Origin of the sequence: Sphingobacterium hotanense (assembly GCF_008274825.1) — a bacterium.
GTDB classification, from domain to species: Bacteria; Bacteroidota; Bacteroidia; order Sphingobacteriales; family Sphingobacteriaceae; genus Sphingobacterium; species Sphingobacterium hotanense.
This window is the reverse complement of the sequence record NZ_CP030848.1, coordinates 1,420,802-1,446,367: the sequence shown is the minus strand read 5'-3', so window position 1 is coordinate 1,446,367 and position 25,566 is coordinate 1,420,802. Positions and strand designations below refer to the sequence as shown.

The window sequence follows — 25,566 nt, the reverse complement described above, 5'->3', positions numbered from 1 at the left end:
TGTGGATTAAAGGTTATTAAAGACGAAATCAAAATTGCTGTTCAACGACGCTTCCTCGGCCAGGAGTAACCAATAGGATTTTGCTGCATCGATATGCTTCTGCTCGGCTTCCTCCAATAGCTTCGAAATCTGAAGCAGTTCGCTTAAAGCGATCAAACCGCTCTTATAGCGCGCCAGATACATCTGATAAGCATCTTGGGCATGCTGTACAGCAAGCTTGCTGTTCTTTAAGCGTGCAAACTGCATCCTGATTTCCTGATGCAATGCCGATAGGTTGGCTTCCATTCCCTGCTTGTATTGCTCATGCAAAGCCTTCGCCGCTTCCCCCTCTTGTCTGCTCGCTTCGGCCTTATATTTATTCGTTTGCAAGCTGCTCAGATTCCAGGTTAAGCCTACGCCCGCCAACACATTGTTCGTGCTGTTCTTGAACCCATCCGACCAAGCGCCCGATACCATACCATCTTGCCCTATTCCAGAACTTCGATAGGCATAGCCACCTAACAAGCGAACCGTAGGCAAAGAAGAACGCTTATGTATTTCGGCCTCCAATTGATGATAGGTCGATGCTTGCGCTAAGTTTTCCAAAAAAGGATGATCCGTCATAGCTTGCACAACATCGCCGTCCTTTGGTTCTGCTAAACCTAAAAAGCGATTCAAAGAAGCCCGATAGTCCAGCGATTGCCCCTGAAACAAGGCTAAGAACTTGATCAGCGAAGCCTCCTTCGCACCAGTCCACCGTTGCTGCTCGCCCAGTGCTTGCACATAGGATGAGGATGCCAGCAAACTATCGGCTGCCGGCCTTAATCCTGCCGCCGATAAACCTGCCGTAATCCTGCGGATATCATCCAATCGCTGCGCGTTCTTTGCAGACCAACGCCATTTAGACTCGTCGTACAGCAGCGCGATATAATGCTCGCTACTCAGCTTCTTCAAATTCAACAGATAAACAGCCTTATCCGTCTCCGTACGCAGAACAGCCGTTCTCGCGGATTCCTTTTCTTTGCCTTGTTTTCCAAAAGTAATCAGGTCCCACTCGACTGTTGCTGAGCCAAAGTTATTCACCGCCAGCTCACTTCCACGAAGGCCCGCATTGCCACTAACATTAAAGAAACCGGGTTGCGGGAAAAAACCTCCAGAGCTGCCCTCAAACGTGCCGTAGCTATGCTGCGCCTGCATCTTCATCTGCGGTAGCATACGACTTCGCAGCGCACGCTCCTCTTGCAAAGCAACCGCGATGGCGGCATCCTTCGCCGCAAAGCCCGGAAAACTCGATTCTATTTGTGGCCAAATTGTACCCAGGGTATTCGAATTACCCAAGGTATCCTGAGCAGCGATTGCCGTACTGCTCCATGCGACCAAGCAGCAAATACCGCTCAGTACCATCTTTTTTCTCATATAAATTTGATTAAACGGCATTGCAAAGCAATGCACGGTTATTTTCGATTAAAAAATAAATACGAATGCTCGGTTAGCAGAATTGCTAAACCTAAAAAAGATGAAGGGGTACTAAATAAGTAGCTTGCGGTACTTCAGGAAAATGGGTATGCGTCCTGAGCTTGGAAAATCACCATCGGAGTAATGGCTCTTTGCGGTCCTATCGGTAATAGCAAGCAAGAAAAGAAAAGCAACAGCAAACAACATGATCGGCATCATTTGCTTCGCATCTGGCGACAGCTTGCCCGCCTGTTGGGTTAAGCTGTTTTCAAATACGCTGCACTGCTCCACTAGCACGCGAAACGTATGGCTATTCTTTTTTGCAGCACCTTGCTCAGTATTCACAGGAAAACCCGCAAGGCTCTTAATGCTACTTTTGATAGGACATGAGGTCAATAACACGAACAGCATCACTGCCATCAGCATCATGAGCTGCGGAAATGACCTCGTCAGATATATTGCTTTTTTATCCATATCGACACGAAGTTAGGGCATTTATCAATAGATGACAAATCTTCTTTCTATTACCATAGTTTTATTACACAAGAAAAATCTTATATTGAACAGTAAATTATCACCTATGAGCGAGCCGTTAAATAAAGAAAGCGAGCAAAGAAAGAACGTCATCCTATCGGTTGGACTCATCTTCCTCAATTGTACGCTTGCAATCGTCGGATTTGGTGGAGCGTATGAGCACGATCCTGACAACGTCCTCAGTATTTTCGCCTTCTTCATCAGCATCACGATCCTAACGGGAATCTTCGCATTCGCTTATCACGATAGAAAATACCGCTGGGTGAAATGGCTATTCGGCCTACTCGTGATTATTTCGCTAGTGTTGTCCGCATTGTACTGGTATGCATCAGAATTGGGAAAAGGATTTAATCACTAAGCCATGAAAATCAATACGGTCAATAAGATTTATATCCTGCTAGCCCTGCTGCTTGCTTGCTATGCTGGCTATAGAACCATGGTCTTCAAGCCTTGGGATCGCTATTACTATTTTGCTAGTGCCATGCTGCCCGCTTCATATCCTGTCCATTTGCGTGAATTGCACTTCGACACCGAAAACCCGGATGACATCATAAGCATCAATACCGAAAACACCGATTTCTACCGGGCAAAATGGGGCGAAGAGTATTATTTCCCGGAAACCTACTCCTCCGAGCTTCTGCCCAAGCGGCTGGTTATTCAATACCTCGATTACCGCTCTAAAAACTTCTATAGAGACAGCATCGCTCTTCCAACGGCCGAAATCCGAAAGTATTTCAAGGAAGCAGCTAAAACGGGAGATATGCAAAACATCTATCATTATAGTAGTAATGCCAAGGGACTCACCTTCCTAGTTGGGATCGCCAATGCCGGTAATATCATTGTATGGCTACGCACGGCGACCAAGGATCACATCATCAGCAAAACCAAACTGCAACCGAAGACCCCGCGTCCGGAGGATCTATATTTTGACGGTTTGAAAGATTTTGAAACCTACTACAAGGAAGTTTTTCGAGATATGCGCGACAGCCTGAAAATGCAGATCGACGCCGGTTGGGATCAGGACGCACAATATGTCGACAGTCTAGCCATCCCTAAAAGCATACCCTAGAATTTAACATTTCAGCTAATACTTTTTAGCGCTCCTTTTCGTATATTTAGGTTACACACTACACTATTTAATATGATTACGGTGAAAATTGACTTCTTACTCCAGCCACAATTGCGGGCGGAGTTTGAGAGGGAGGGTATTCGGCTCGAATTCAAAGCGGGCGACATACTCGTCGAACCTCACAAGTACATCAAAATCGTCCCTCTGGTCCTACGAGGAAACATTCGCGTCATCCGACAGAATGAAGTCGGTCAGGAATTATTTATTTATTACATCAAGGAAGGACAGTCCTGTGCTATTTCGCTATCGACAATGATGATGGATAAAATATCCAATATCAAGGCAATTGCCGAAGAGGATATCGAGCTTATCGGAATCCCCTCCGCGGTTGCCCGACGATGGTATGAAACCTATCCCGCCTGGCGATGGTTTGTATTGAGCACCCTCGACTTCCGCTACGACGAAATACTGAGCACTTTGGACAACGTCGCTTTCAAAAAGATCGACGAACGCCTGATCAGCTACTTAGCAACAAAGTCGGAAAGTCTACAAAGCAATATCCTCAACATCACCCACCAGGAAATTGCCAACGAGCTATCCACCTCCCGCGAGGTGATCTCCCGACTATTGAAGCAACTCGAACAGCGCGACATGCTTAAACTATTTCGTAATAAAGTAGAAATTATTTCCCTTGTGTGATAAAAGTCACTGACAAACAGCGCCTTCATTGGCCATCTTTGTCTATACAATCACACTAACACACACAACTATGAGACAAAATATAGGAAACATAGATCGAGGAATACGTGTTTTTGTTGCAATCGTAATTGCCCTACTATTCTTCACCGAACGAATCACCGGAACCATATCAATCGTTCTGATGGTATTTGCTGGAATACTCATATTAACCAGCATGATGGGCTTCTGCCCACTTTACAGCTTATTAGGCATAAAGACATATAAAAAGAAAAATGATAATCCACTACAAGGAAGAATGAATGACGATTAGATATTAGATATTAGACATAAGATTTTAGAGTATTGTGTCTTGTCCTGACATAGGTTGACAGATTAATCAACTAAAAAACATGAAAGACAAGACAAATTCAAGACAGGTTTCGATTCGGTACAGTTTTGGTTTTAAACAGAAGGTGGTTCGGGAGATTGAAGAAGAAGGGTTGAGCTATTCCCAGGCTCGACGGCGGTATGGGATAAAGGGCGGCCAGACTATTCAGCTATGGCTTGAGAAATTCGGGAAGAATCATTTGTTAAACAAAACCGTACGTATTGAGATGAAAGAGGAAAAGGACAGGATAAAGGAGTTAGAGGCCGAGGTAAAGCGTTTAAAACTAGCTTTGGCGGATAGTGTGATGGCCAAGGATATTCTTCAGGCTGTTATTCAGATTGCGGATGAGCATTACGGGTCAGATCTAAAAAAAAATTTCGGTCCCAAGTCATCTATAATCTCCAACAAGAAGGATACGCCATAACTAAGTTATGTTCTGCTTTTGGCATAAGTAGGTCAGGCTATTACAAGGGTTCTGTCGTGCGTGTGTCCAGGGATCATTTTCATAAGGAGGTGATCGCCAAAGTAAGGACGCTCAGGCAGGAACAGCCCTTTATAGGCAGTAAAAAACTGTATTATCTGCTTAAGGACTTTCTGCGCACTTCGGACTTTAAACTGGGCAGGGATGGATTCCACCGGTTACTGCGCGATAATGATCTGTTGATCAAGCGGAAACGGAAATACGTCAGTACCACCAACAGCTATCATCGGTTCTATACCTATGGCAACTTGTTGAGGGGCTGCGTCATACATAGGCCGGAGCAGGCGTACGTATCGGACATTACATACCTGCGGACTCGACAGGGGTTTGTTTATCTTTTCCTGATCACGGATGCCTATTCCAGGAAAATAATGGGATGGAATGTATCTAGGAGCCTTGGGATCGAAGGAGGGATAAAAGCACTTAAAATGGCCTTGAGGAACACCAAGGATACCAAAGGGCTCATTCATCACTCGGACAGGGGGATACAGTATTGTAGCAAGGAATATACGAAACTGCTGAAGCAAAAGAAGGTTTCCATAAGCATGACAGAGGAAAATCACTGCTATGGGAACTCTTTGGCAGAACGGGTGAACGCGCAGACCCGGTGTACGGATTTTCCCCAAATCGTTCCTGTTCTTCGTAACGATATAACGTCCATCGTCCAATTTCCCGAAAACATCCACCGCATAACCCAGGTTGTGGTAATTCAAATCCGTAAAGAAGGGACCATTATGGCAGTTGATGCACTGTCCCTTAGTGCGAAACAGGTGCAAGCCTTCGATCTGCTCATCGCTGAGGCTTTGGTAGTCTCCTGCCACGAAGCGATCAAATGCGGTGATACCGCTGCTAATGGTTTTAGAGTAGGCAGCGATGGCATCCAGTAAACCCTCGCGTGTCAATTCGCGCGTACCATAGGCCTCCTCATACATACGCACATAGCCAGGAACCGCCTGCAATTTTGCCGGCAAGGTATAGGTATTGCCGCCCATCTCGATGGGCGATTCAATCGCTTCCGCAATCTGCTCACGGAAAGTCTTTGCCCGGCCATCATGGAAAAGATGCCCCTCCAACGTCCATACATTCTGCATCGTCGGTGTGTTGCGATGATGCGTGGCAATACCATCCGCGGTGCGCTTGGCATCCGTCCGGTAGTTTTCGGGATTATGGCAGGACAGACAGGATCTTGTTCCGCTGCCCACATTATTATCCCAAAATAGGGTTTTCCCTAACGCAATCAGCGCCGGCTTCTCCTTACCCATATTTGGATTATCTACCATACCTGCCAATTCTCGACGCTCGATCCCCTCATCCCAGCTCGCGCGGCCCCAGACGCATGCCCTGAAGCTCCTTCGGATCGAACCACGGTTCGAATCTGCCACACCCGGACACAAAAAAAGCCCGACTTTAGTCGAGCTTTTTTTGTGTCGGGGTGGCAGGACGAATCCATTACCCTTCAAATATCTATTAATCAATAAATTGACTTCTTTGTTGAAGAACTACTCACCGTTTTACTCACATACAATTTGTGATTCGATGGTGCAAATATAGCCAACTTAACCCAATGGGCAATACATTTTAGAGCTTTTTTTCAAAAATATTAATATAACTTCAAGCAATTTTTCCAAAAAAACTTACATGAATGGAATATATAATTGTTAACCATTTAGTAACATATTTTTCGCTTATAGATCTTCAGTCAAAGAATAAAGAGGACAGCGTTTAATCACTGCCCTTTCAAATAATTTAAACTTAATAGAATTTACAAATCAATCCACAATTTTCTTTATTCTGATTTTATTATATTGCTGTAAAAAGATTGGAATAAGGTTGTATAAAAAATTTGCTATTAAAATAGAAAATCCAAAAAGAAAATGTTCATTGAAAAATCCATAAATGGTCGTCAATAGAAAAAAGATCAGACAGATCCAATGGTAACGTTCATACATGGCAAGGGTTTTTAAATATTCCCTCGCCTGAACTTTATCTTTAATTGAAGTAGCTCCGGGTGCCTTGGAATGGGAATTCACAATATCTCCATTTTGAACAAATTTTCTGATGAATTTTATCCCATATTTTTCATAAACCTTTTTATCTGGACTTAACGTAAACTTACTTAATATCTTCCCTGGAAGAGCCCCAAAAAGTAACGCTATGCCAAGAAATACATAAAAGTAAATATTGTCTATTCCTTCCTGAAACCAAAACCAAAATACAGGCGTAAAACAGAGTGCCGTCCAGAAAAAATTTATAATCTGATTTAGTATATCTCGTTTATATGGTTTTTTCGTATTTCGCATAAATTTCTATTCGCCGGGTTTTGCTGTTTCCCTGATTTCAACACTTGTGTTTTGACCATTTAGTATTGGACATTTTCTAGCTATTTTAGTTGCTTCGTCTAAGTTTTCAGCCAGGATAATTATATAGCCCGCTACCGATACATCATCAGCGATATAAGGTTGATGAATAACTCTGTCATTGGGTTTTAGGACTCTTCCTTCTCTTGAAAAGTGATTTCCACCATCAGCAAGCATACCTTTCTCTGCGATATCGTTGATCCACACCATCCACTGTTTCATGTAGATTTCCATTTGCTCTTTGGAGGGTTGTGCTTCTGCGCTCTTTATGTCCATTCGGAACAATAAAACAAATTCTTTCATATTATTGATTTTTTAATGATATTGATTTTTTATTAAGCCATTTGGTCAACACAATTCCCATGAATGTCATTTTCATTAACCAGTCGCCAGCATGGACAGCACCTAGCTGCCATTGCATGTGATCCCATAAAATTGCTCCCACCATTCCAACAGCATGGAAGGAAATCCACAATAGAAAAACCAGCTTTAAGGTGTCTTTATATTGTGATAAATTCAATAGCAGAGTTAATTTCGCCAGCATATGCAACAATCAATTCTCTTAAGGGACCAAACGCCATCGTCCATCTGGGTATTTCGGGGTTTGGTGGGTTTCGGTATGTCTCCCATATTTCGCCGAAAACCATCGGGCTGTACCAAATTCCACTGAGAATAAATGCTATCAATCCCGTTGCGATTATCGTCCAATAATTGTGTTGTGTAAGTTTTTCCATTGCATTGCGTTTTGTAAATGCAAAAATGCTTGGTCTCACACATATTGCTATTGACATAGGTCAAAATCGTTCTATTTTGATTTAAGCCTACTTAAAGTTTCTTCCCGGATATCCAGATAAGACGCCAATATCTTGTTGGATACCTGTTGAACTAAAGCAGGATTTTCATTCAAAATAATTTCATATCGTTGCTTCGCTGTTAGGGTTACCCTTTGCTCAATTTTCCTGTTTTGAAACGAATAAGCCATTTCCAAAATTCGCTGATAAAAATTTCTCCAATTATCCATTTGGCTATTCAGACGATAAAAATCCGCATGACTGATTGCTAAAAGCTCGGTATCTTCAAGAGCTTCTATCATTTCTACGGAGGGCTTTTGAGAAATGAAACTTGTTAAAGCTGTTCCAATATGATTATCGAGCATAATGTATCTTGTCTTTTCATGCCCGTTTTTATCTACAAAAAATATACGGACACAACCGGTTTTCACAAAGTAAAACTCTTTACAAATACTTCCCTCATGCAATAAAACATCATTTTTGCTGACGGATTTTCGCTTAAAAGAACTTAATATTCTAACCAGCTCGTTTTCGTCAAAGTCGGAAAACATTTTGAGCACTGATTGTAACTTCTCTGACATTTCTCTTTGTTATAAGATGGTTAACATGAAGGATGTCATTGGCCATTTGTAGCGCTTTTCGTTGTCGGTTCATAGTAAAGCATTACGGCTCCATTGCCGAATATTTTTGTTTTATTGAGCTTAAAAACAGTTCTGTCTATGTCTTCAAACAACGGCAAACCGCCTCCTGCCACCATAGGGTGAATACAGAGCTGGTATTGGTCAATCAAATCAAGTTTCATCAGTTGTAAAATCAGGCTTCGGCTACCAATAAGGATGTCGTTCCCCGGTTGCTGTTTAAGCTCTAATATCACTTTTTCTATATTCTGATCTGCCAACCTTGCACTTTTCCAGTTTACGCTTTCGAGGGTTCGGGAAAAAACAATTTTTGGGATATTATCTATAACCGCGGCAAAGTCGTCCATTGATTTTTCGCCGGAGGGTTTTTCAACTAAAGTCCGCCAAAATTCCATAAGCTGATACGTTACCTTCCCAAACAGAATAGCATCCGCATGGCGCAGTAAATCTGTGTAATGTTGATGTATTTCATCATCAGGAATTCCTGCGGTATGGTCGCAAACCGCGTCTAGTGTGGTGTTGATTGCTGCAATTACTTTTCTCATCGTATTTTATTTACATGTTTTTCATTTATTTTGCTGTGTTTCACTTTCGAAATCAGATTTCTTTTCTTAAAATGGCAAATCCCAAAGAACCGATGAGTTATCGTTTTATTGCTTCCGACAGAGAGCCAACGAAATTGATCTGTCGGCCTTTGTTGCTTTCATAAATGAAGTCCGTTAAACTTTGGGTTTCACATTTTGAAAAATCACCTATAATGATTAAAAGCATTCGGTACTGAGCAAATTTTTGGAGTATCTCACCTGCAATTTTGGTTTTTAAATCAAAAAAATCGGGCGTAATGTTTTTTTCATGAATAAGAATCTTATCAAATCCCTGATAGTATAGATCGCCCAATAGATCCAATCCGTCTTCGACAGATCTTAAAATAATTTCGTCAGAAATAATTTCAGCTATTTTTAAACTGTTGGTATGGTGTGTTTCAATTGTCATTGTCAGATCAATTTTTTAAATGGTTCGTATCTGTACCGCTTACTAAGCTATATCGATTAACTCAACAATTTGATCCTCAGAAAACTTGAATATGGATCTTCCGCTTAAATCAATTTGCTCGCCTTTTTTTAATCCGTTGGGAAGATCAGAAGCTAAAGTTGCAATGTAATCTATTTCAATTTTGGTGGTGTCGCCCTTATGCTTGAAAGATTTTATGGTTTGCAGCCGGCTTTCAAAATAGGATTTTGCCTGGTCAGCTTGTTTTCTAAACGCTTCAATCCCGTTTAACACTATCGTAACCTCATCATTAGTGATGTTTTTAAAAATGATAGCTTCGTTAAAATCCCGGACCATCTTGTCAATGTCGAATGCATTATAGCCGTCAACATAATTTTTTATAATTTCTTCACGTTTTGTCATTGTTCGGTATTAAATCAATTCGCCAAAAAATCTAATAAATCTTTTTCTAACAGTACCTTGTTTTCCATAGTTCCTGTTATTCTGAAACCTAGTTTTTCGGCGAATTTTAATGCGTTTATATTTTCAGCGGTTGTATTCGCTACGACTTTGTTTATTGCATATTCCCGCTGTGGATAGGGGATCAATAAGAGAAAGGCTGTTGCCATCAAACCTTTTCCCCAATAGTCGGGAAGAAGGGAGCCGCCGATTTCAATTTCGTTCCTCAGTTTGTCCCAATGGTGCAATGCGCAATCTCCGATGATTTTTTCTGGGTTTACGGTGGTGCGTATTGTGAAAATATCATTGCATTGTGAAATGATATTTTCAGTAAACTCGAAAGCAGCTCTGCTGTTCTTCTTTGATTCGACTTTTTCACTTTGCTGCCCGTCTTTTTGGAAATACAAACTGTGAAATGCAATAGCATCTTTTTCAGTTAGCCGTTTTAATAGTAGCTTTTGGTCGCTTATATCAGTAAATTCAATGGCCATGCAAGCGTATATTTAGTTATTTAGTCCATTTTTATCTGATCTAACTAAGGCGCCTAGTTTTTCGGGTGCGACTTCGCAGAACGCCGTTGTCAAAACTTCAACGAAAAGCTCCCAACTTACCATTTCGAGCTCTATTATAGTCCAGCCCTGCTTGCCCCACTTGTTTTTAACCGGATAAATGGCAGATTTATCTGCGGAAGAAAAAATATCCTGATCTATTTCTGATAACTTGACGGTAACTCTTTTTAGCTTATCATCATACGTTGCAAATATTTTTTTCTTCACCCTGAAAGAAGTCTTTTCGAAGTGGGGCTCTTCCGTCGTTTCGGGAAAGGAAAGTGCCAGTTTCCGCAATTTTTCAACTGTTACCATAACTAATTATTTTTTTACCGGGGTTAAATGGGTCAGTACACACAACCATTCGTCACCGTCTTTTTTGTACACATCTGTAATCCATTCATCAGCTTCCATTGGTTCTCCTTGCCAGGTTCCGGTATTTTGCCCCCGGCCAGTTACCAGTGCTACACCTCCGTACATTTTTACCCGCAACACTTCTTTGCTCATCGCCGAATGGGATAGCAACCCTTGTTTCAGAACTTGAAAAAACTGCTCTTGTGGTATTATTCCACCTTGACTGTCTACCAACACCCAATCGGATGTGATACATTTTTTTATTTCTGCGATGTCATTTGTGACAACCGCCCGGTCGAAGTTGTCTTCAATGTGTTGAAATTCCTTAATTAGATCTATTTCATTCATATTTCAATCTTTTATTAGGATAAGGGAAAGCCCGATGTTATCAGGACTTTCCCTAACTGTTTTTTGCTTACATTATTTTTCCAAATTATTTTCAGCAAAATATTTCATTGCTTTCTGCAAGAACAGCGCAAATTCAGGTTGCGGATTTCCGTCTGTAACATTAGCTAAATAGCGCTCGTCATTTACTAAAAGATCACCAAGCCCCGCATAAGCACAAGCTTTTTGATCTGGCATAACTGAATTGCCCCAAAATTTGCTAATTATCCCATAATGCCTTGCAATATGCTGCTGTACAATGTCCGATTCCGGACTATCGTTTCTCAGTGCAAATAGTTCGCTGAAGACATTTTTCATTTCCTTTTGAAGCGCTTCAACAACCGACTTACCAAGCTTCATTAGCTCTTTTTCAGATTGTTCAACGGTTTGTGCGCCGTACTTATTAATTGCTTCTTTTCTGTAGGCCGTTCCAACTTCTTTGGGAAAACCTTTATACAATTCTTCTGGATCTTTCATCATTTCTTTTTTTTTAAGATTATTAATAGTGATGTCGATCGTTTTCAATAAGTCAGAAATTCTTCTTTTGCGGTTGAGCAGTGCCGACTTGTGCTGCATCAGCGCTTTAACCAGATCGTAGTCAGGCTCGTCCATCATTTCCAGAATATCCTTGAGTGGAAAGTCCAGTTCACGGAAAAACAGAATTTGCTGCAAGCGCAATAGCTCGTCATTTCCATAAAGCCTGAATTTCTTCTCAGTTCTTACTGATGGACGGAGCAGGCCGATCTGGTCATAATAATGAAGTGTGCGTACGCTCACACCTGATATTTCCGCCAATTTTTTAACTGTAAGAGTTTTCATTCTTTCTTATCCTTATCGACTTTACATAGGCTATGACGTAACGTTAGAGTCAAATGTTTTTTGAAATTATTTTCAAATTTAACTACACACAACTGAAAATAAGACAATTAATATTTACATCTGTCGCTAAACACTTACTTTTGGCACCGTTGGTCGCTGCAATTTTCTCATTAAATGTCAAGAGTTTTCTAAGACATCTTTCGTTGTTTGCTCACCAAGTTGTTCGGCCAGTCCAATCAAAAGCCCTTCCGCTCCTCGTATATAGCATAGCCTATAGATGTTCTGGTAGTTAACCACCTCTCCAACAAGTTCAGCGCCGAGTTTTAAAAGTCTGGATAACAGTTCTTCAATATTATTGACCCTGAACATGATACGGAGATAGCCAAGCGAATTAACTGGTGCTGTCCTGTGGTCTGAAATTGTTGCAGGAGTAAGAAATTTTGAAAGTTCTAGGCGACTGTGGCCATCGGGTGTAACCATCATCGCAATTTCTACAGATTGAGTTCCGAGTCCCGTTACACGTCCGGCCCATTCATCTTCAACTTTCATACGTCCTTCCAGTGTAAGCCCGATTTCTGTAAAAAAAGCAATTGCTTTATCAAGATTTTCTACAACGATACCAACGTTGTTCATTTCTAATAATTTACTCTTCATCCTATTTTTATTATAAGGTTGCTGTGAACGATATACTATTTTTGTTAATCCACCTCCTGTCTAAATAAGACCGCAATTCTTCCTGTTGTTCCATTCGAAATAGCTTGGTGAATTAATGTTTCATGGTTTTCCTGTGGCAAAAAAATCAATGTGATATTTTCATCCATTTTTTGATATCTTTTGATCAGACTTGGTAAATCCATTTTCAATTTTATTGATTTTTTTGTCTTTTTTCTCCCATTTTTAATCGATTATCAAGGAATTGAAACTGCCACCCGTCTCATGTCAAATTTATTTATAATCACCCCAGGAGCTGTCCAATCAATTGTAGGAGGCATAACAGATTCGGCTTGATCCGCACTTTCAAATAGAACAAATCCAAAACCTTCATCCTTCACCGGATCTACCCAATATCCCGCGATAAAGCCCGGTGAACTTTTAACCTTGGGCAAAATACTGTTCGTGAAAGTGGTTGCTGCTTCTGAAGCAAATTGAGGGTTTATTGTTAGTTGAATTAGAATTGCATACATTGATTTTAGTTTTAAGTTGTTTTATGTTATTATTCAGTAGGCTTATTTATAATCACTAACATTCCTTAGTTTCCGAATAAACATGTTGTTTAAATATATAAAGGCTTCCATTTAGGTCTAATCCTATTTAGTTAAAATCATGGGTAAAAAAGTCTAAATGAATTGAAAACCGCCTGATGCATTATTGTTGCGTGGTTTTCCAGTGGCAAATAATCAAAGTAAACGTTCACGTTCCTGTTTTTCAGGTTTTTGATTTTATCAGCTAGAACATTTGCATCTACTTCCATTACCCGGGGAATTTTAGTGGGAGCCAAACCTTCTTTTCCAACTCCGATATAAATATCTTTGTGTTCAAAACGAGTAAGAGGTTGGTTTAATAACGACCCATTATCCCACCACAAACTGGGGCTGACGATGATATACTTGTTAAAAAGTTCCGGTTTTTTAAACAGGATTTCAGTTGCCAAAAGCCCGCCTAACGATTGTCCAATAATAGTTTTTGAAGAACTCGTCTTATACTTTTCCTGTATATACGGTTGCAGCTCTTTTTCAATGAACGATATAAATCTGTTGGAATGCCCTGAGGTCGGATTTGCACTTTTATCTTCAGTCACAGTTGTAGGGAATGTAAAATCCGTTCTCCTGTCCACCGTCGCGATACCGACTACTATCGACTTTGGAACCTGGTTAACCCATTCAAAACTATTGAACTGCACAAGCCCTACAATATGGATAAAATCCTCATCTGCTGAACCGTCAAGTAAATAAATGACAGGGTAACGTATCGTGTCTTTCTGGTTGTAGCCTTCGGGCAGATAGATATTCAACACCCTTTTTTCATTCAGTTCGTTTGATTGTATTTCATCAATCATACCGAGAATAAAGTGTTTGGCAACACCTGATTGCTCGGGTATTGGCCTCTGTCCAAAAGTTAATGATGCAGAAAAGATTACGAATAAGAAGATCAATGAAATTTTCATTTGTAATTTTCTATTCAATAAGCTTTTTTAATCCGTCTACGACTACCTCCCAATTTTCGGCAGAATGTTTTGCTTTCTCCTCGTCATAGTTTGATTGCGTAATGATTAGCTCTGTTCCGCTTTCAGTTTGGGTTACTTCATAAGAAACCAACAGATAGTTTTCGGGCTTATCGTCCAATCCGCTCCAACTGCTTAAATAACTATACGAAAGTTTCTTGTTGGGGAAATATTCCAAGACCACGCCTTTGTCTACATAGGTTGTTCCTTCATATTCACCTGTCCACAAGACTTTGCTGCCAACATTCCAATTCGTTTCCTGGTTTGAACCGAAGAAATATTGCTTTACCATTTCGGGATTGGTTAATGCATCCCATACTTTATCAATTGGTGCTTTGATAATGGTCTGATACTTTGATTGATGATTTGTCTGCATATCGATTTTATTTAAATTGTTATTTCCGTTTGTTGTATTGTGTTTATAAGTTGAAATATAACACTTCATTTTTTTATAGGTGAATATGCTTTCCATGTCAAAAACACGCCGATTAAAATTAGAACTACTTCTAAAATCATTATTGAACTGTCATTTTTGAAGGCTGTTTTTTGTATTTCCGGGAAAAGCATTCTCAGTAAACCGATCAGCATAAATGCATATCCAATTATTGTGACTAAGGTCTGCCAACCGTAAACCCAAATATGATGTTGGGTTATGATTGCTAATCCAGCCACAAAAAGTATCATTCCGTTCAGATAAATGAGAGGGGCGATCTGTGTATCATAAAGCGTCGGGTTCCAAAACCGCATTTCGGAGAAAACCATAACAATTAATGTCGGCCCAACAATTTTTGCAATTGATCTTGGTTTTTCCATTTTGATTTTATTGTTATTTTGTCCTCACAATGACCGCTAACATTGTTCATTATACTATCCCCGGTTCGATTTGTCCATCCCTCTTTAGTATATTGTAAAATTATTTCAACTTTCTTTAGCTCGGGTTAACGTATGGCAAGAATTTTAGACTATCTTATGCTCTTGCTCCAATAATCTGGAAAGCAATTCTCCTTTTGATGCTCTATATACACCCAAAATATTATTGTCATGATCAATTGTTTTTTCAAAGGTCAGACCGAGTTTTTCAATCATGTTAATGGATGGAGCATTTTCCTTAAGACTGATCGCCAGGATATCTTCCAATAGATTGTTGTTGATCAAATACAGCAAAACAGCTTTTGTGGCTTCAAATGCATATCCCTTATTGAAAAATTGGGGAAGCAGGGCAAAGCCAACATCGTTAAATTGTAGATAGTCCCGCTTTATCAAGGTTACCAGACCGATTGCTACGCGTTCCAATTTTAACTTTACCGTCCAATATGTAATATGGGGATTGTCCGTCACTTTTTTGATGTACTCCCTCGCATCCTTTTCCGAACGGATGTTTCGGTCTCCAATATTTTTTATCCATCCATCAGTATTTAAAAGTTCAGCAACAAAGGCTGCGTCTTTCTCGGATAATGGCGATAGGGTAAGTCTTTCTGTAGCTATTCGCATTTCAATTATAGATTATTCATTTGTATAATTTTCCCTATTGGAAAGCTTTTGAAAATCAATCCAAAAAATATTTCCAAGCCCATTAAAGGGTGAGTTTAACATATCGAGGTATACCTTTGTGGTCATTGGTTCTTTGCTATTATAAGGTTGACCATCCCTAAAAGAAGTAAAGAACAGGTATTTACCATCAGTTGAAACCATAGGACATTGATCCATATGCAAGGAATTGACTTGCTTTCCCATATTCCTTCCGAGTGTCCAATGATCTTCTCTGTTATAGCTTATATATAAGTCTCCGCTTCCATAACTTTCTTTATATCCTATCCCTGTATAGATTATATATTTTTCATCAGGATCAACAAATGCATCAAATTCAATATTCGTTGTGTTAAGAGAGCCACTCAAACTTACACGAGGTAAAAACTTACCGTTTCTATATTTAGATATCATTATATCATATCCGTTTTCTCCATTTTCAGCGGAAAAAAATAAATTCCCTTTTTTTGAAATAGCTGGATAAAGTTCGTCTTTATCCGAATTGATTCCGTTGCCCAAATGTTTTGGTTTGCTGAAATCTCCATTCGCATATTCTACGCACCAAATATCAAAATCCGATTTTGGTATTCCTTGTAAAACTGGTCTGGTTGATATATAGTAGAGCTTTTTCCCATCCGGAGCGAAGAAAGGGTCGGCGTCACTATATTGTCCCGAAAATTGGACGATTTGAGGCTTAGTCCATTTGCCTTTTTCCTTTTTTGTAATGAAAATTGTGTAGAACCTGTTTGCTGTAGTGTTATTTGCAATGGTAAATAACACCACATTTCCGTCTGATGAAAAAGTTATATTATATTCATTTAGATGGGTGGAAATAATTCCGTTTGCAAATAATGATGCTGAATCTTTTGATGCTTGTTGTGAATTGAAAGGGAGAATTGCACCATATTTTTGACCACATGATAAAAGCATGAATAATAATAGTAAAACAGGAGTTCCGTAAAGTTTCATTTAGTTTTTAATTTTATTAATAATAGGTATCATGTTCATCATAAACGCATTAATATATTCCTTATCAGGATCTAAATCGGGGTCAAAAATTGTAATTTCCATTCCGGAAATCTTATCATGGTTGAATAAGAGGGTTAATATTTCCTTCAATTCGGCATAGGATAATCCGCCACATTGCCTACTATCTACGGCTGGCATTAATGTATCATCCAACACGTCTACATCGAAATGGATGAAAAAACCATCAAGTTGGTTTTCAGATAATATGGCAAAAAACTGGTTTATTACATTTTGAATGCCGATTTTCCGTAATACATTTAGAGGGAAATAATGAATTCCCGAACCTCTAATTGGTTTTTCATATTCTTCGTCATACTCCCTGTTTCCGACGCAAAAAACGTTTTGAGCTTCAAAATAAGGACATAGATTATCTATATTTGTTAGATTGTCATGACCATATCCACAAACAATAGCTAAGTCCATTCCGGCAGCACCATGTGTATGTGAGCACTCTGGAATCATGTAATCCGTATGGCCGTCAAGAAAAAATAAACCAAAACGCCCTTTCTTTTTAAATGCAATTGCACTCCCTATCAGTATGCTACAATCACCCCCTAATATCAACAGAAAAGTATCCTCGCTTATTTGTTTTCCAATTACATCTGCTTGAAGAAGTGAATAATTGATTATACTTCGGGCATTTCTGATATTTGTTATTGGATCAATTTCCATTGAGTGTTTGGGCGCTTTAATATGAATTGTTTTAGTAGAGCCAATAGATGCATGAAATCTTAATTTATTAAGCAATGCTGGAAATTTTTTAACTCCAGGCTCGTTATCAATTGACATTCTTTTGAGACCCAAGTTTGAAGGGCATTCCAAGACAATTAGGTTACGCATTTCTAAGTTTATATAATGTTATTCAAATATTATGACTGACCGAATAAAGATGGTTAAGATGTTATGTATGGCTTGTTTCCCTAATCTTTCTAATTTTAATCACCTTCTCTATCGAACCGATTTCATCACTTGCTTTATAGGAATTATACCAAGATTCGCCTTCCGGGTCTATGGAAAGGTCACCTAAGAGGAACTTGATCAGCGTTCCGCTTTTCATTCCCGTTAGATGAAATTCATACGTTACACTACCCTTCGGAACGCTTTTGTCCCAACTGATATCGATTAATGAAATAACAAGTTTTGTATTCGGAACAAATGTTATGACTTCACCTTCGAGGTGAACAACGTCATTATCATTGATCCAATAAATTTTACTTCCTAATTCAATGGCTTTTTCATCTTCGGCTTTTGCAGGTACAAGCATCCAATCTTTAAAATATTTAGGAGTTGTGATTACTTCCCAAATTTCATTTTGCGTTGCATCTATTATCTTTTCTTTGCTGACGATAAGGGGGCTATTCATTTATGGCTATTTAAAATGTTAAATATTCTTGTCAATTGTTTTATATGTCTTTGTGTATGTACAACATAAAAATGCAACCATTCAAACCGTGTCATGTACCCGAATGTTGGAAATTCAAAATCTAAGCATAGCACCCTGAGATCGTTTCGGCTGGAGAAGCTAATGATACGGTCACTTATTGTCTGTATATTAGAAATCAAGTTTTCCTTTTCAATATATCCATCTGATGGATAAGTAGCATCCGAATTTTCTGCGATTAGCTTTATATTGAAATTCAAGAAAAGGCCGCTTAGCGTTTTGCAGTTCTCGTCATACTGTCTTTCGGCAAACTCCGTCTCGCCTTTGAAAATTTCCCATGAACCATACGATTTTAAAAGATGATCACCGACCTGACCTGCTGTCCAACTGTTTGGAAAAGGAATTTTATTTAGCTGTTCAGTACTAAAAGCTTCTAACATTTCCGTTAATTCCTTGATCGCTTGTTGAAACTTGTGGGTGATTGGTTCCATTTAAGTTTATGTATGAGGTTTAAAAAGGTTTAGCAGTCTTACAATTCTTCAGATCAATTTTGTAATACAAAATTAAACCTGACGAATACAATCATTACAGTGAATATTTTCCGATGGAATTAAATTTTACTTGATCTTAACGGATCCATTAGGATTTAGTGATTTATCTTGTTTTTTTGAACCATTGGCTACGTTGAAAATAAAGTCCTTGGCGTCGTACTTTCCCACAACCTTGCTAAGGTCTACATTGATATCAAATTGTTTTTCTAAGCCACAGTCTTCTTGAGATTTGTTATTGAGCACAAGGTTGATCTGCCCTGGGCTAGAAAACATTATAGATCCGTCCCACACGACATGGAAATCGTCTTGATTGCAACCACCTTTAACTGTAATGGTTAGCATATTATCATTTCTTTTAATATCTTCAATATTGAAATCTCCATCATTTCTTTTCTCTACCAGTTCCGCATATTTTTCGGCACTTCTCAGCAGATTGTTTTCAAGAACTGTTTCCGGATTATTGTCGGATTTTTCACAGGAAGTAATTGCAAAGCAAAAAAGCAATGCGAAGGCAGCATAAATTAAATTTGTTTTCATTTTTTTTTAAGTTTTTAAGTGATTAAAAGTTTAGACTAATACGACCTCCACACTAAAAACGCTACACAAATCTAAAAGAATATTTACCATCTATTTTGATTTAGATGGTAAATTTACATATTTTTAAAATACGGACAACACTAACCGTAAAGTTTTTATTCAGTCACCCTAATTTAGAAATGAATATATCGGTGCTAAAGCTTTTGATAGACATACGGTCACATTATTAAACATTTTAAGTTGTATCCTTAGGTTTAAGTAGTAAATAGCATAACTTTGTCTTATGGGGAAATTTCGTAGTATTGAGACATTGAGTATCGACAGCACTGTATTGTGCTGTAATTTCGTCAATACTGTCAGTACCTGGAAAACCGCTAAAAACTATGACTATTTTGCAGGATATGATGATTTCATTGCGTGGTGTTTTAAATTGGAAATTTCTCCACGAGAACGTCTTGAAAGCTTAAAAGAATTAGCCAACGAACAGCCCGAGCAAGCTTTGATCGCTTTACATCGCATCAAAGAAATACGCAAAGTACTACAAGGGCTGATTTCTGCTGTAGCACAAGATGATAATGATAAAAAATCAGCCTATTTACCTGCTGCTAATCTTTTGATTGTGGATGCAATATCAAGACAGCGTTTACTTTATATAGATGGTAAATTCACTATGGGTCAAATAGATTCCGCAAACGACTTACTGTCTCCTGTTTGGAAAGCGGTGCAATCGTTGTCGGAACTTTTAACTGACAATGAGACAAAACGGATCAAAGAGTGCCCGATGTGTGGCTGGGTCTTTTTGGACGAAACTAAAAACGCCAGTAGGAAATGGTGTAGTATCAAAGCATGCGGCACTACCGATAAAATGAACCGCTACAGCCAGAAGAAAAGCCTGAAGTTAAAAAAAGATAAAGGGTAATACCTTTCTTTCTGAATTCCAGAACTGCTGAACTTATATAGGCTTAGGCATTGATGTTGTTTATAAGCGAGCGCCCATGAAGGCATGTATAAAATGAATTATTACACTAATTCATGTGTATGGGGCATATAACAATTTGTCATCTCCGTTCTAATAAATTCTCAAATCAACATCTTTTCGCTTAATTATATACCATCTATTTTTGTTTAACTGGTAAAATTGTAATATTTTTGAAGGGTTTGATTTGTCATTTATATTGCGAGTTCACTTTATCCATATATTTTTAGATTGTTATGATAAGAAATGTATTAAAGTTTATAAGACTAACATAATTGAGATTTTTCAGAAAAAATCGCTTATGCTTTTATTATTTTTTTGAATTGAAAAGGATAGTTGCTATGCACTAAGTTTTATGTTTTGAGCTTTATAGCGAGTATGAATGAGCTCTTTTGCAATGTTATAATGTAAAGGTGTGGTGATAAAAAGTTAAGATAATATTCAGGTATTTTTTCTCAATATCTTATTAAATGAAAATGTATTACCTAAATCCAGTAATAAACAGACGCTATGAAATACTCGTTAGAAAACATCATCTTAGAAATTCACAATAAAGAGGATAAAATTTCATCTGTAAGTAAGAGATTAATTGACGAAGCTTATGAAATGACAGTATATCTTCAGGACCTTTTATTTTCGGTTAAAAAGTACATCATTGAAAATGAATTTAAGAATGATGCCGAAGAGATCCATTTCTTCCGTACCATAAAACCTCAAATACTGGGTAAACTAATTTATTACAATAAAGTCTACCGTATAGACAATAAACATTAATTTATCACCGACATTTCTTTTAAACTTTTCATCAGTGTTGATTTTTTTATAAAATGAAGCGATTTTCTCCTTATCAACTCTATCCAGCTCCGAAAGAAAGCCTAATATTTTTTTCAGAAACATCCTATCTGAAATTGAAACGGCCGACTTATATAAATTATATATAGAACTTACTATAGGAATATTTCCTAAAACTTCCTTATCAATATTTGATTCTAACAAAGCATCAGCAACGTCAAGATATAAATCTTTAGTATTGGAAGAAAAAATACTCTCAATTAGTGAATTGGATAAATTCTGGCTTTTCATTATATGGTTAATACATTTAATCAAAGATAATTATTAATACCTGTAAGATCTTTCTAGGACTAATGGTTAAATCTGTAAAGTTTTTCTAGGACGAGACACTCCTGAAAGCTTTGAGTTTTGCATTGAACGATTCTGCCGATGCATTAGTACTTCTGTTGTCGAAGTAATGGAGAATGTATTGATGATGAGCTGCAATGGATCTTGCTACGCTCTCAAAGGAAGCAATGCCCGCATTCTCAACCTGATTATGCCACAGGCCTAGTTTGGTAAATGCTATCGTTTTGTCCCTGCATTTGTTGAAGATGTCTCCTAAGGCAATTCCAAGATCATAAGCCTGTTTTAGCTTAGGAAACCGCATGAACAGCAATTCAGCCCTGTTTTTCTGGCTTTCTGACCATCGGCTGGGATGCTTGAACAAGAGGTGTCTGGATCTAGCCAATAGCTGTTTGAGCGTATCGCCATTGGGCAATAACTCGGGTTCATATGGGGTTCCTCGCTTTCGCGATTCCATTATCTTCTTGCTTTCTGCATCCAAGACTTCCCAACGATATTTGATACGGAGTTCCTGTACGGCATCATAGGCTAACTTTTGGACATGGAACCGATCGACCACACGTCTGGCATTTCTGAAACATCTACGGATTGCCTTGGCCATGTTGGGAGCCATATCCATGGTCACCTCCTTTACCTTATTCCTTGAGCGCAAGGGTATTCGCTCGAGAACAGCTATGATATCCTCAGCCTTTGTGCCTTTAATAGTTGCTAGGATCGTCCCTTTACGGCCTTTTGCCGATTTAGTGCTAACAATGGTATATAACTCACCGTTGCTAAAGCTGGTCTCATCGATGCTCAGGTGTTCCGAGATGTTTTCAGGGAACAATGTCCAGCTCTCTGCATGCGGCTTTTGGTCCCAATCATGGAAATCACTGAGGTGGTTCTTGTACTGATCCTGTAGTTGCTTGCCGTCCATTTGGAAGAACAGACCTACCAATTGGGCGCTTACAGGATGGTTATCCAAATATCTTCTTTAAAAAAAGCCCGAATTCCGTAGTCATTCGAGCGCCCTCACGCACCAGGTTCCAATCTCTCGTGATGATCTCTCCTGTATCCAAGACTGTCCAACGACGGCGACGGATATGTAGCGTAACTTTCTGACCTCGAATAGGAAAGTCCGAAATCTCAGTAGAAGGCATAAACCCCTTTGACTCCAACTTGCTGTTCTCATAGCCTGTCGGAGCAATATTAAGTTCATCTAAATAAATATGGAGTTGATTGTCGACCTGATCGACTTCTAAAATCTGGAAGTATTCCAAAAACCCTTCGGGCATCAATAGGGATAGTAATTTACGTTCGGCTTCTTGCAAGGGATATCTGTATTAAAGACGCTAAACTAAGAAATTTTTAGTATTCCCCCCAAGAATTCAGCTTGATCCAGTAAAATTTCCATGAAAAATATCCGAAATATGTCCGAAAAAAGAAAAAGCCACTGAATATCAGTGGCTTTTGTCGGGGTGGCAGGATTCGAACCTACGACCTCCACATCCCAAATGTGGCGCGATACCGGGCTACGCTACACCCCGATTAGGTATCACCTTTATTGTGGCACAAATATACAACCTTTACAATTACATGCAAAGCCTATTTTTCACGTATTTCAATAACATCCTGATTATTTGCGAAATAATTTAACATTTCCTCCATAGAGGCACTAAAATTCCATAATAAAGGGAAAAATCTAAGGTTTATCTGCTATATTGCTTTGCTAATTTATTAATTGCTGCAAATAGCGCATAGATGTTTTTGCCTAATGAAAACATCAACCGCTTTTATTGGTTTACACTAAAAAGTACATATGAAATTCAGGTATCTATATTTGGGCTTTATCACATTCCTCGCTGCATGTAACTCCAGCAATAATGAAGGAGGTTCCGATGCAAATTATTCCGACTCTAGTTCTACTTCAGAATACGCCCTCTCGAAAGCTGAAATGTTTCAAGACTATTTAGATGCATTAGATACGACAGATGTGAACAGTATCGACAAAGCGAATAAGAAATTTAAGGAAATATTTAATGCCGGCGATACCATCAATAATGATCAAGGCGTCGTGGATATGGTCGATTTTATGCATAAGGTATCACTGTACGGGCATCAATCAGCGATTGACGATGAGCTTGACTACAGTGCATTAGTCGACATAGAAGTTGACGGCGGAAAAGCACCTGATGAGTTAGAAGATGCCTATAAAAAAATCAATACGAATGGTTATCGAGTAAGACAGTCGGAAGGCATGTATAGTTTGCAGATTAACCCATTCTATATTCAGAAAGAGTTCTATCCATACATTTCTTCGAACATGGAAATCATGCTGCAACAGATTGCCAAGGAGAATTTGGAAGGTTATGCCGAAGATGCAGCCATCATCATTCCTTTTCAGAGTCTTGTTCAGCGAGTAATATGGTGGGAGGATTTCCTAAAGAATAATAGTAATAAAGCCTATACAGCACTTGCTCAGGAACAGTATGGTAAATACTTTAATGCGCTGACCATAGGCATGGATAATACCCCTGCTATTGAAAGCCAGCAGATATCCCCATATTTTCAGGAGGCATACAGCTATATGAAAGACTTTGCACCCTCATCTGATAGTTACAAACAGCTGCAGCCCTATATTGACTTGCTGGAACAAGGAAAAATAGACGAAGCGAAGGAACTAGTCGAAGGCCTATTAAAACACTAAACGCATTTTGACGAGGATGCTACAAAGCGTACTTTTGTAGCATGGCACGAGCATTAGGAAAACCCCAAAAAACTGTAGATCTCCATTCGGAATCGTTTATGGAAGACTTGGATCGCTATGAGCGCGACGAGCTCCTAGGCGAAGCCATAGCGTACCTCCGGGAGCAATTAGATGCCGCTATCTATTGGGACTACCCTGAAATCCGATTTATCCACGGCAAGGGAAAGGGCATTCTTAAACAAGCGGTCTATGATGAGCTGAGATATTACAAACAGTCTGGAGCGATTGCAAACTTCCACCCTGCCTACCATAATGAAGATATTGTTGTTGTTTTGATCGGTTTATAGGACCTTAACACGATAGACTTCGAAAGGATATTTGATCTTATCTTCTCCCCCATTCCATTGTGGCAATAAGTGCATCTGTGCGCAGGAGAAATATAAATAGCCATCCGAACCAACGCCCAAGGAGTCAGGCCATAACAGACGTGGACCTTGAACAATTAATTCGATCTTCCCTTCGGGTGTCACTCGGCGGATTGAATAATCTAGGGAGTTTGTGAGATAGATGTTTCCTTCATTATCTGCAACCAGACCATGCGTAACACCTACTTCAGCAACATTTTCGATCTTGTTGACCAAATCAATATCACGAAGGCTTTCATCTGCTAAGTGTTTGGTCTCGATACGATATAAGTTTAATCCATTAATTGGCTTAAAATAAAACCATTTATTATCCTTCGATAGAGCAATCCCATTGACATTGGAGGAAAATGGATTGCCATCCTTATCCCGCATTTCTCTGCCTTCATAGCTCAATACTATATTTCGGTCAGAAAGGGTGAATTTTGAATCGCCAAGTACCGTTCTTGTGGTTCCGGTTTCCAAATTCAGCACGACAATGCCCGCTTGTCCCGGATCAGAAAGATAGGCTAGGCCTTTTTCCGTATCCACGCGAACATCATTCAGCGCCGCTTTGCCTTTATTAAGGTCTTCGAAATTATAGATGCGCACAAGTTGATTACTTTTCAGATCGAACTGTATGAGTTTAAACTTTCCCTCTTGCTCTTCTGCTGCAGCACCTCCGCCAAAGATCGAACTTTTAGGAGCTGGCTTACTGTCCAACACCCACAATTGATCCGCCGTATCAACGTAGATATCCTGCACATTGACATAATGTTCCTGTTCATTACCCATGGTCAACTGCCATTTATGATTGGGGTATGGCTTCATCTTACCTTCCACAATCTCAGTCAGCCCAAACAAGTACGGCTCACGATGAGGGAAGGAGACAAAGACGCGATTTGTCGAAGAAACAGAAACACCTATTGGCTGCGCTTTATCTAATGAAGTAACGACCTCTAGCTTTCCTTGCCCCGCCGTGTCTTGAGCATTTCCTAAATTCATACTGAATAAACAAATTATAAAACCTGATAATACTTTTCTCATGATATGGATATTAACAAACAAAACAGACAAATCGTTTTTAGAATCCTGAATTTACAGCCTAACTTAACTGAAATTTTATAACTATTCCGACAAGATATTTCAAAATATCAATTATTTTTTATATATTCGCTAACAACGGTGATTAAAAC

38 protein-coding genes, 1 tRNA gene and 1 pseudogene are annotated in these 25,566 nt (G+C 39.1%); 10 read left to right on the top strand and 30 right to left on the bottom strand.

Going from position 1 to position 25,566, the window contains the following annotated elements; genetic code table 11:
- Positions 1–6: 6 nt before the first annotated feature.
- Both DSM08_RS06095 and DSM08_RS06090 read right to left on the bottom strand, forming a co-directional pair.
- Positions 7–1,395 carry a TolC family protein gene (locus tag DSM08_RS06095; RefSeq protein ID WP_187773988.1) on the bottom strand — a complete coding sequence of 463 codons (1,389 nt, stop codon included), beginning with the start codon at positions 1,393–1,395 and terminating at the stop codon, positions 7–9.
- A 111-nt stretch (positions 1,396–1,506) separates the two neighbouring features.
- Positions 1,507–1,863 (bottom strand): hypothetical protein, encoded by a 357-nt coding sequence (locus DSM08_RS06090; RefSeq protein ID WP_149525322.1) that lies wholly within the window; start codon positions 1,861–1,863, stop codon positions 1,507–1,509.
- A 151-nt stretch (positions 1,864–2,014) separates the two neighbouring features.
- Between DSM08_RS06090 and DSM08_RS06085 the strand changes: the two genes are divergently transcribed.
- The 6 genes from DSM08_RS06085 (at position 2,015) to DSM08_RS19415 (ending at position 5,471) form a co-directional block, all read left to right on the top strand.
- Positions 2,015–2,326, top strand: a complete 312-nt coding sequence (locus DSM08_RS06085; protein ID WP_187773987.1) for a hypothetical protein — start codon at positions 2,015–2,017, stop codon at positions 2,324–2,326.
- Positions 2,327–2,329: 3 nt separating this feature from the next.
- Entirely contained in the window at positions 2,330–3,037 is a 708-nt protein-coding gene (locus DSM08_RS06080) for a DUF2931 family protein (RefSeq protein ID WP_149525320.1), read from the top strand.
- Positions 3,038–3,109: 72 nt separating this feature from the next.
- The gene (locus DSM08_RS06075) at positions 3,110–3,736 is read left to right on the top strand and encodes a Crp/Fnr family transcriptional regulator (RefSeq protein WP_149525319.1); all 627 of its coding nucleotides are present in this window, start codon (positions 3,110–3,112) and stop codon (positions 3,734–3,736) included.
- A gap of 70 nt (positions 3,737–3,806) precedes the next feature.
- Positions 3,807–4,046, top strand: coding sequence for a YgaP family membrane protein (locus DSM08_RS06070; RefSeq protein ID WP_149525318.1), 240 nt, complete (start codon positions 3,807–3,809; stop codon positions 4,044–4,046).
- A 79-nt stretch (positions 4,047–4,125) separates the two neighbouring features.
- Positions 4,126–4,527: a transposase gene (locus DSM08_RS06065; protein WP_149525317.1), complete on the top strand. Its 402-nt coding sequence runs from the start codon at positions 4,126–4,128 to the stop codon at positions 4,525–4,527.
- Entirely contained in the window at positions 4,494–5,471 is a 978-nt protein-coding gene (locus DSM08_RS19415) for an IS3 family transposase (protein WP_149527657.1), read from the top strand. The genes DSM08_RS06065 and DSM08_RS19415 overlap by 34 nt, the downstream gene beginning before the upstream one ends.
- On the opposite strand, the pseudogene DSM08_RS19410 reads toward DSM08_RS19415, so the two are convergent.
- From DSM08_RS19410 to DSM08_RS05945, 23 genes and pseudogenes are all read right to left on the bottom strand, one after another.
- Positions 5,403–5,846: pseudogene (locus DSM08_RS19410) on the bottom strand (cytochrome-c peroxidase); the annotation flags it as partial. The gene DSM08_RS19415 and the pseudogene DSM08_RS19410 sit on opposite strands and share 69 nt — an antisense overlap.
- Positions 5,847–6,353: 507 nt before the next feature.
- Positions 6,354–6,884, bottom strand: a complete 531-nt coding sequence (locus DSM08_RS06050; RefSeq protein ID WP_149525315.1) for a glycosyl-4,4'-diaponeurosporenoate acyltransferase CrtO family protein — start codon at positions 6,882–6,884, stop codon at positions 6,354–6,356.
- A 6-nt stretch (positions 6,885–6,890) separates the two neighbouring features.
- A complete protein-coding gene (locus DSM08_RS06045; protein WP_149525314.1) occupies positions 6,891–7,244 on the bottom strand; it encodes a YciI family protein in 354 nt (117 codons plus the stop codon).
- 1 nt (position 7,245) lies between these two features.
- Complete coding sequence (locus tag DSM08_RS06040; RefSeq protein ID WP_149525313.1) at positions 7,246–7,485, bottom strand: DUF1761 domain-containing protein; 240 nt, start codon at positions 7,483–7,485, stop codon at positions 7,246–7,248.
- A 261-nt stretch (positions 7,486–7,746) separates the two neighbouring features.
- On the bottom strand, positions 7,747–8,313 hold the full coding sequence (locus DSM08_RS06035; protein ID WP_099365238.1) for a Crp/Fnr family transcriptional regulator: 567 nt from the start codon (positions 8,311–8,313) through the stop codon (positions 7,747–7,749).
- A 35-nt stretch (positions 8,314–8,348) separates the two neighbouring features.
- Entirely contained in the window at positions 8,349–8,915 is a 567-nt protein-coding gene (locus DSM08_RS06030; protein WP_149525312.1) for a dihydrofolate reductase family protein, read from the bottom strand.
- A gap of 97 nt (positions 8,916–9,012) precedes the next feature.
- Complete coding sequence (locus DSM08_RS06025) at positions 9,013–9,363, bottom strand: DUF4180 domain-containing protein (protein ID WP_149525311.1); 351 nt, start codon at positions 9,361–9,363, stop codon at positions 9,013–9,015.
- Between the two features lie 42 nt (positions 9,364–9,405).
- Positions 9,406–9,783, bottom strand: coding sequence for a nuclear transport factor 2 family protein (locus DSM08_RS06020; protein WP_149525310.1), 378 nt, complete (start codon positions 9,781–9,783; stop codon positions 9,406–9,408).
- Between the two features lie 14 nt (positions 9,784–9,797).
- Complete coding sequence (locus tag DSM08_RS06015; RefSeq protein WP_149525309.1) at positions 9,798–10,310, bottom strand: GNAT family N-acetyltransferase; 513 nt, start codon at positions 10,308–10,310, stop codon at positions 9,798–9,800.
- 12 nt (positions 10,311–10,322) lie between these two features.
- Positions 10,323–10,682: an MmcQ/YjbR family DNA-binding protein gene (locus DSM08_RS06010; RefSeq protein WP_149525308.1), complete on the bottom strand. Its 360-nt coding sequence runs from the start codon at positions 10,680–10,682 to the stop codon at positions 10,323–10,325.
- Between the two features lie 6 nt (positions 10,683–10,688).
- Positions 10,689–11,069, bottom strand: a complete 381-nt coding sequence (locus tag DSM08_RS06005; protein WP_149525307.1) for a nuclear transport factor 2 family protein — start codon at positions 11,067–11,069, stop codon at positions 10,689–10,691.
- A gap of 72 nt (positions 11,070–11,141) precedes the next feature.
- Complete coding sequence (locus tag DSM08_RS06000; RefSeq protein WP_149525306.1) at positions 11,142–11,924, bottom strand: MerR family transcriptional regulator; 783 nt, start codon at positions 11,922–11,924, stop codon at positions 11,142–11,144.
- A gap of 177 nt (positions 11,925–12,101) precedes the next feature.
- Positions 12,102–12,578 (bottom strand): VOC family protein, encoded by a 477-nt coding sequence (locus tag DSM08_RS05995; protein ID WP_149525305.1) that lies wholly within the window; start codon positions 12,576–12,578, stop codon positions 12,102–12,104.
- 254 nt (positions 12,579–12,832) lie between these two features.
- Complete coding sequence (locus DSM08_RS05990) at positions 12,833–13,108, bottom strand: hypothetical protein (RefSeq protein WP_099365229.1); 276 nt, start codon at positions 13,106–13,108, stop codon at positions 12,833–12,835.
- 137 nt (positions 13,109–13,245) lie between these two features.
- Positions 13,246–14,088 (bottom strand): alpha/beta hydrolase, encoded by an 843-nt coding sequence (locus DSM08_RS05985; RefSeq protein ID WP_149525304.1) that lies wholly within the window; start codon positions 14,086–14,088, stop codon positions 13,246–13,248.
- Between the two features lie 10 nt (positions 14,089–14,098).
- Complete coding sequence (locus tag DSM08_RS05980; protein WP_187773986.1) at positions 14,099–14,590, bottom strand: SRPBCC family protein; 492 nt, start codon at positions 14,588–14,590, stop codon at positions 14,099–14,101.
- Entirely contained in the window at positions 14,587–14,958 is a 372-nt protein-coding gene (locus DSM08_RS05975; RefSeq protein WP_149525302.1) for a hypothetical protein, read from the bottom strand. The genes DSM08_RS05980 and DSM08_RS05975 overlap by 4 nt, the downstream gene beginning before the upstream one ends.
- A 144-nt stretch (positions 14,959–15,102) precedes the next feature.
- A complete protein-coding gene (locus DSM08_RS05970) occupies positions 15,103–15,636 on the bottom strand; it encodes a GNAT family N-acetyltransferase (protein WP_149525301.1) in 534 nt (177 codons plus the stop codon).
- 12 nt (positions 15,637–15,648) lie between these two features.
- Positions 15,649–16,641: a PD40 domain-containing protein gene (locus DSM08_RS05965; RefSeq protein ID WP_149525300.1), complete on the bottom strand. Its 993-nt coding sequence runs from the start codon at positions 16,639–16,641 to the stop codon at positions 15,649–15,651.
- Positions 16,642–17,490, bottom strand: coding sequence for an arginase family protein (locus DSM08_RS05960; RefSeq protein WP_223110873.1), 849 nt, complete (start codon positions 17,488–17,490; stop codon positions 16,642–16,644). It abuts the gene before it with no gap.
- 112 nt (positions 17,491–17,602) lie between these two features.
- Positions 17,603–18,064, bottom strand: a complete 462-nt coding sequence (locus DSM08_RS05955) for an SRPBCC domain-containing protein (protein ID WP_149525298.1) — start codon at positions 18,062–18,064, stop codon at positions 17,603–17,605.
- A complete protein-coding gene (locus DSM08_RS05950) occupies positions 18,061–18,573 on the bottom strand; it encodes a DinB family protein (RefSeq protein ID WP_149525297.1) in 513 nt (170 codons plus the stop codon). Before DSM08_RS05950 ends, DSM08_RS05955 begins: the two co-directional genes overlap by 4 nt.
- 126 nt (positions 18,574–18,699) lie before the next feature.
- Entirely contained in the window at positions 18,700–19,170 is a 471-nt protein-coding gene (locus DSM08_RS05945; protein WP_149525296.1) for a hypothetical protein, read from the bottom strand.
- Between the two features lie 283 nt (positions 19,171–19,453).
- Here DSM08_RS05945 and DSM08_RS05940 point away from each other — a divergent pair, with 283 nt between their 5' ends.
- The gene (locus DSM08_RS05940; RefSeq protein ID WP_149525295.1) at positions 19,454–20,089 is read left to right on the top strand and encodes a CGNR zinc finger domain-containing protein; all 636 of its coding nucleotides are present in this window, start codon (positions 19,454–19,456) and stop codon (positions 20,087–20,089) included.
- Between the two features lie 567 nt (positions 20,090–20,656).
- The gene (locus DSM08_RS05935) at positions 20,657–20,920 is read left to right on the top strand and encodes an RteC domain-containing protein (protein WP_223110872.1); all 264 of its coding nucleotides are present in this window, start codon (positions 20,657–20,659) and stop codon (positions 20,918–20,920) included.
- On the opposite strand, the gene DSM08_RS05930 is transcribed toward DSM08_RS05935, so the two are convergent.
- From DSM08_RS05930 to DSM08_RS05915, 4 genes are all read right to left on the bottom strand, one after another.
- The gene (locus DSM08_RS05930; protein ID WP_149525294.1) at positions 20,876–21,229 is read right to left on the bottom strand and encodes a hypothetical protein; all 354 of its coding nucleotides are present in this window, start codon (positions 21,227–21,229) and stop codon (positions 20,876–20,878) included. The two genes, DSM08_RS05935 and DSM08_RS05930, sit on opposite strands and share 45 nt — an antisense overlap.
- Positions 21,230–21,314: 85 nt before the next feature.
- Complete coding sequence (locus tag DSM08_RS05925; protein ID WP_223110871.1) at positions 21,315–22,247, bottom strand: ISAon1 family transposase; 933 nt, start codon at positions 22,245–22,247, stop codon at positions 21,315–21,317.
- Positions 22,240–22,593 (bottom strand): ISAon1 family transposase N-terminal region protein, encoded by a 354-nt coding sequence (locus tag DSM08_RS05920; protein ID WP_149525293.1) that lies wholly within the window; start codon positions 22,591–22,593, stop codon positions 22,240–22,242. Before DSM08_RS05920 ends, DSM08_RS05925 begins: the two co-directional genes overlap by 8 nt.
- 142 nt (positions 22,594–22,735) lie before the next feature.
- Positions 22,736–22,809, bottom strand: a tRNA-Pro gene (locus DSM08_RS05915).
- 272 nt (positions 22,810–23,081) lie between these two features.
- Between DSM08_RS05915 and DSM08_RS05910 the strand changes: the two genes are divergently transcribed.
- On the top strand, positions 23,082–23,969 hold the full coding sequence (locus DSM08_RS05910) for a hypothetical protein (RefSeq protein WP_149525292.1): 888 nt from the start codon (positions 23,082–23,084) through the stop codon (positions 23,967–23,969).
- Between the two features lie 41 nt (positions 23,970–24,010).
- Positions 24,011–24,316, top strand: a complete 306-nt coding sequence (locus DSM08_RS05905) for a Smr/MutS family protein (protein ID WP_149525291.1) — start codon at positions 24,011–24,013, stop codon at positions 24,314–24,316.
- Here the strand turns inward: DSM08_RS05905 and DSM08_RS05900 are convergent.
- Positions 24,311–25,375, bottom strand: coding sequence for an SMP-30/gluconolactonase/LRE family protein (locus DSM08_RS05900; protein WP_187773985.1), 1,065 nt, complete (start codon positions 25,373–25,375; stop codon positions 24,311–24,313). The two genes, DSM08_RS05905 and DSM08_RS05900, sit on opposite strands and share 6 nt — an antisense overlap.
- Positions 25,376–25,566: the final 191 nt, after the last annotated feature.

Excerpts from the sequence above, each read along its gene's own strand:
- DSM08_RS06095 (WP_187773988.1), bottom strand. The coding sequence starts at position 1,395 with ATGAGAAAAAAGATGGTACTGAGCGGTATTTGCTGCTTGGTCGCATGG.
- DSM08_RS06090 (WP_149525322.1), bottom strand. The coding sequence starts at position 1,863 with ATGATGCTGATGGCAGTGATGCTGTTCGTGTTATTGACCTCATGTCCT.
- DSM08_RS06085 (WP_187773987.1), top strand. The coding sequence starts at position 2,015 with ATGAGCGAGCCGTTAAATAAAGAAAGCGAGCAAAGAAAGAACGTCATC.
- DSM08_RS06080 (WP_149525320.1), top strand. The coding sequence starts at position 2,330 with ATGAAAATCAATACGGTCAATAAGATTTATATCCTGCTAGCCCTGCTG.
- DSM08_RS06075 (WP_149525319.1), top strand. The coding sequence starts at position 3,110 with ATGATTACGGTGAAAATTGACTTCTTACTCCAGCCACAATTGCGGGCG.
- DSM08_RS06070 (WP_149525318.1), top strand. The coding sequence starts at position 3,807 with ATGAGACAAAATATAGGAAACATAGATCGAGGAATACGTGTTTTTGTT.
- DSM08_RS06065 (WP_149525317.1), top strand. The coding sequence starts at position 4,126 with ATGAAAGACAAGACAAATTCAAGACAGGTTTCGATTCGGTACAGTTTT.
- DSM08_RS06050 (WP_149525315.1), bottom strand. The coding sequence starts at position 6,884 with ATGCGAAATACGAAAAAACCATATAAACGAGATATACTAAATCAGATT.
- DSM08_RS06045 (WP_149525314.1), bottom strand. The coding sequence starts at position 7,244 with ATGAAAGAATTTGTTTTATTGTTCCGAATGGACATAAAGAGCGCAGAA.
- DSM08_RS06040 (WP_149525313.1), bottom strand. The coding sequence starts at position 7,485 with ATGCTGGCGAAATTAACTCTGCTATTGAATTTATCACAATATAAAGAC.
- DSM08_RS06035 (WP_099365238.1), bottom strand. The coding sequence starts at position 8,313 with ATGTCAGAGAAGTTACAATCAGTGCTCAAAATGTTTTCCGACTTTGAC.
- DSM08_RS06030 (WP_149525312.1), bottom strand. The coding sequence starts at position 8,915 with ATGAGAAAAGTAATTGCAGCAATCAACACCACACTAGACGCGGTTTGC.
- DSM08_RS06025 (WP_149525311.1), bottom strand. The coding sequence starts at position 9,363 with ATGACAATTGAAACACACCATACCAACAGTTTAAAAATAGCTGAAATT.
- DSM08_RS06020 (WP_149525310.1), bottom strand. The coding sequence starts at position 9,783 with ATGACAAAACGTGAAGAAATTATAAAAAATTATGTTGACGGCTATAAT.
- DSM08_RS06015 (WP_149525309.1), bottom strand. The coding sequence starts at position 10,310 with ATGGCCATTGAATTTACTGATATAAGCGACCAAAAGCTACTATTAAAA.
- DSM08_RS06010 (WP_149525308.1), bottom strand. The coding sequence starts at position 10,682 with ATGGTAACAGTTGAAAAATTGCGGAAACTGGCACTTTCCTTTCCCGAA.
- DSM08_RS06005 (WP_149525307.1), bottom strand. The coding sequence starts at position 11,069 with ATGAATGAAATAGATCTAATTAAGGAATTTCAACACATTGAAGACAAC.
- DSM08_RS06000 (WP_149525306.1), bottom strand. The coding sequence starts at position 11,924 with ATGAAAACTCTTACAGTTAAAAAATTGGCGGAAATATCAGGTGTGAGC.
- DSM08_RS05995 (WP_149525305.1), bottom strand. The coding sequence starts at position 12,578 with ATGAAGAGTAAATTATTAGAAATGAACAACGTTGGTATCGTTGTAGAA.
- DSM08_RS05990 (WP_099365229.1), bottom strand. The coding sequence starts at position 13,108 with ATGTATGCAATTCTAATTCAACTAACAATAAACCCTCAATTTGCTTCA.
- DSM08_RS05985 (WP_149525304.1), bottom strand. The coding sequence starts at position 14,088 with ATGAAAATTTCATTGATCTTCTTATTCGTAATCTTTTCTGCATCATTA.
- DSM08_RS05980 (WP_187773986.1), bottom strand. The coding sequence starts at position 14,590 with ATGAAGTGTTATATTTCAACTTATAAACACAATACAACAAACGGAAAT.
- DSM08_RS05975 (WP_149525302.1), bottom strand. The coding sequence starts at position 14,958 with ATGGAAAAACCAAGATCAATTGCAAAAATTGTTGGGCCGACATTAATT.
- DSM08_RS05970 (WP_149525301.1), bottom strand. The coding sequence starts at position 15,636 with ATGCGAATAGCTACAGAAAGACTTACCCTATCGCCATTATCCGAGAAA.
- DSM08_RS05965 (WP_149525300.1), bottom strand. The coding sequence starts at position 16,641 with ATGAAACTTTACGGAACTCCTGTTTTACTATTATTATTCATGCTTTTA.
- DSM08_RS05960 (WP_223110873.1), bottom strand. The coding sequence starts at position 17,490 with ATGTCAATTGATAACGAGCCTGGAGTTAAAAAATTTCCAGCATTGCTT.
- DSM08_RS05955 (WP_149525298.1), bottom strand. The coding sequence starts at position 18,064 with ATGAATAGCCCCCTTATCGTCAGCAAAGAAAAGATAATAGATGCAACG.
- DSM08_RS05950 (WP_149525297.1), bottom strand. The coding sequence starts at position 18,573 with ATGGAACCAATCACCCACAAGTTTCAACAAGCGATCAAGGAATTAACG.
- DSM08_RS05945 (WP_149525296.1), bottom strand. The coding sequence starts at position 19,170 with ATGAAAACAAATTTAATTTATGCTGCCTTCGCATTGCTTTTTTGCTTT.
- DSM08_RS05940 (WP_149525295.1), top strand. The coding sequence starts at position 19,454 with ATGGGGAAATTTCGTAGTATTGAGACATTGAGTATCGACAGCACTGTA.
- DSM08_RS05935 (WP_223110872.1), top strand. The coding sequence starts at position 20,657 with ATGAAATACTCGTTAGAAAACATCATCTTAGAAATTCACAATAAAGAG.
- DSM08_RS05930 (WP_149525294.1), bottom strand. The coding sequence starts at position 21,229 with ATGAAAAGCCAGAATTTATCCAATTCACTAATTGAGAGTATTTTTTCT.
- DSM08_RS05910 (WP_149525292.1), top strand. The coding sequence starts at position 23,082 with ATGAAATTCAGGTATCTATATTTGGGCTTTATCACATTCCTCGCTGCA.
- DSM08_RS05905 (WP_149525291.1), top strand. The coding sequence starts at position 24,011 with ATGGCACGAGCATTAGGAAAACCCCAAAAAACTGTAGATCTCCATTCG.
- DSM08_RS05900 (WP_187773985.1), bottom strand. The coding sequence starts at position 25,375 with ATGAATTTAGGAAATGCTCAAGACACGGCGGGGCAAGGAAAGCTAGAG.